Annotated in this window: 3 protein-coding genes; all 3 read right to left on the reverse strand. The window is 47.7% G+C overall.

Annotated elements, in window-relative coordinates:
- Positions 1-60: 60 nt before the first annotated feature.
- A complete protein-coding gene (locus AAAU26_RS01040; RefSeq protein WP_227619740.1) occupies positions 61-801 on the reverse strand; it encodes a nucleotidyltransferase family protein in 741 nt (246 codons plus the stop codon).
- Positions 802-814: 13 nt separating this feature from the next.
- Positions 815-1987: a GHMP family kinase ATP-binding protein gene (locus tag AAAU26_RS01045; protein WP_227619739.1), complete on the reverse strand. Its 1173-nt coding sequence runs from the start codon at positions 1985-1987 to the stop codon at positions 815-817.
- A 22-nt stretch (positions 1988-2009) separates the two neighbouring features.
- Positions 2010-2537, reverse strand: a 528-nt coding sequence (locus AAAU26_RS01050) for an NAD-dependent epimerase/dehydratase family protein (RefSeq protein ID WP_227619738.1), incomplete at its 5' end; no start/stop codon positions are given.

The following is a 2537-nucleotide window of genomic DNA, read 5'->3' on the forward strand; positions in this document are numbered from 1 at the left end:
ACAGCAATTTTCAAATCCTTAAAATCTCTCATGATTACTTTCTCCTCTCTCTTTGCGTTTTTATTTTGAAAACACACTCTTTACATACTCATAGCTGTTAATATCGCCAATGTCATACCTCTTACCCGGCATGACGTAAGCGTGCATCGGTGTCTGCTTGCTCAACCAAGCCGCAAAGCTGCCCGGTGCGTCATAGCCGCAGCCGTTCTCCAGAGCTTCCTGAATCCGCTTTACATCACAGGCACGATAGCAGTAGAACGGCGGCACAGCAAGATTTCCTTTTGGCTCTTTCGGCTTTTCCTCGTAGCTGGTAATCAGGTCATTCCCGTCCAGTGTGATAATTGCCGTTTTCTGCTGCTTTTTCAATTCATTTTCCTCATGGCACATGACGCAAGAGGTATTCTTCTCCTTGGCAAACTTCACAAATTTGGAAAGGCTGAAATCCAACACATTATCACCAGCCATAACCAGCAAATCATCAGCTAAATTCAGCTTTTCTACCGCCAGCTGAATATCTTTGACTGCACCCAAACGAGTTTCATTGGTGCTTGTACCGTCGTCGATTACAGTAATCTCATAAGGCCGTGTCTTTTGCTTATTGTTCTTCCAGTTCTCAAAATGCTGCGCGAACTTATGATTGGAAATCACCACAAATTCGTCAATGTCAGTGGTATCCACCAAATCATCCACCAACCAATCAAGGATGGATTTCTCGCCCACTTTAAGAAGCGGCTTCGGAAAATTCTCAGTCAGCGGATAAAGCCGTGTAGCGTAGCCCGCTGCTAAAATCAAACATTTCATCTATGTATTCTCCTTACAGTTCCACGCCATCGGCACTCTCGCACAGATGGAAACTATACTTTCCTTCCAACGCCGGAAATGCTTTCAAATACTCAGAGCTTACTTTGGCTTCAATATCTTCGGCCTTGTCCGGGGCGATCAGTGCCATACAGCAGCCCTTGAAACCCGCACCAGAAAAGCGGCCACCGTAGATGCCATCAGTATCAACCATAATCTGATACAGCTTTTTCAGTTCATCGCAGCCACACTCATAGCTGTAAATAGAGGATTTTCCGCTTTCAAAAACAAGCTGCCCGTAACCATCTAAATCACCTTTGCGCCACAATTCTGCACCCTTTTCGGCACGAGCAAACTCACTGTAATAATGTTCTGCACGTCTGCGCCACAACTCCGGCAAACGATCTTTATAGGCTTCAAAGACCTCATACGGCACATCGCGCAGCCGGGTGTTTGCAAAAGTGTCGTAGTCCATCCCTGCATAACCCATCAGTGCATAGGCCGCTGCCTTGCACTCGTCCTGCCGCAGATTGTACTTGGAGTTTTTCAAAGAACACTCCAAGCCAGAGAAGAAGATTGCCACCTTATAAGGCTTCATTTTCTCACTGGTGGGGATCAGTTCATAGCTATCGTCTTTCGTGTCAAGGTACAGTAGGTGATTCTTCTTGGAAAGCACTTCGCAGCTTTGATCGAGTTTGCCGCAAGAAACACCGACATACTGGTTTTCTGCTGCCTTTGCCGTGAGAATCATCTCCATCGGTTCAAGATGGATACCATTCACTTTGCACAGTGCCGACAAGAAACAGATAATAACCGATGCAGACGAGGACAATCCGCCAATCGGCAGACTTCCTTCAATGATGCCGGATAGACCGACTTTCAAGCGGTACTTCTCGCCTAGCATCTTCGCCGCACCGCGCAGATGGTCTGCCCAGTCGCCCTGCTTTTCATCTGGAACTGCGCTTACAAAGAACTGGGCGCGCTTTGGGAAGTTCAAGGACTGCAACTCCACAACACCGTTCTGCTTCGGGTGGTAGGCCATGTGGATTCCCTTGTCGATTGCCAATCCATTGATTTTTCCGTACTGATGGTCGATATGCGCACCCAGTGGACTGATGCGGTACGGGCAGAACGCCACATCAAACGGTTCTTGATGATATAATTCCTTGTAAACCTCAACACACTTCATCGGTTTATTTTCCTACTCTTCGTTATTTGTAAAACTTTGCGTACCACTCAGCGAACTTCCGTAAACCCTCGCGCAAGCTAGTGGAGGGCTTATATCCGAAGTCACGCTCCAGCGCACTGGTATCTGCATAGGTCACAGGCACGTCACCGGGTTGCATCGGAACCAGCTTCTTGTGTGCTTCAAAGTCGTAATCTTCCGGCAGAACACCTGCACGGATCAGTTCTTCCTGCAAAATCTGTACGAAGTCCAGCAGATTTTCCGGGTTCTGGTTGCCGATGTTATAAACTGCATACGGAGGAACGGGCAGACCATCTTCACCATTTTTACGTTCCGGCGCACCCTGCATCACACGGACAACGCCCTCGACAATATCATCCACATAAGTAAAGTCACGCTTGCAGTTACCGTAGTTGAAAATCTGAATTGTTTCGCCTTTCAGCAGCTTGTTGGTAAAGCCGAAGTACGCCATATCCGGGCGACCAGCAGGGCCATATACTGTGAAGAATCTCAAACCGGTGGAAGGAATGTTATACAGCTTCGAGTAGGCATG

Origin of the sequence: Faecalibacterium longum (assembly GCF_040094125.1) — a bacterium.
Lineage (GTDB): Bacteria > Bacillota > Clostridia > Oscillospirales > Ruminococcaceae > Faecalibacterium > Faecalibacterium longum.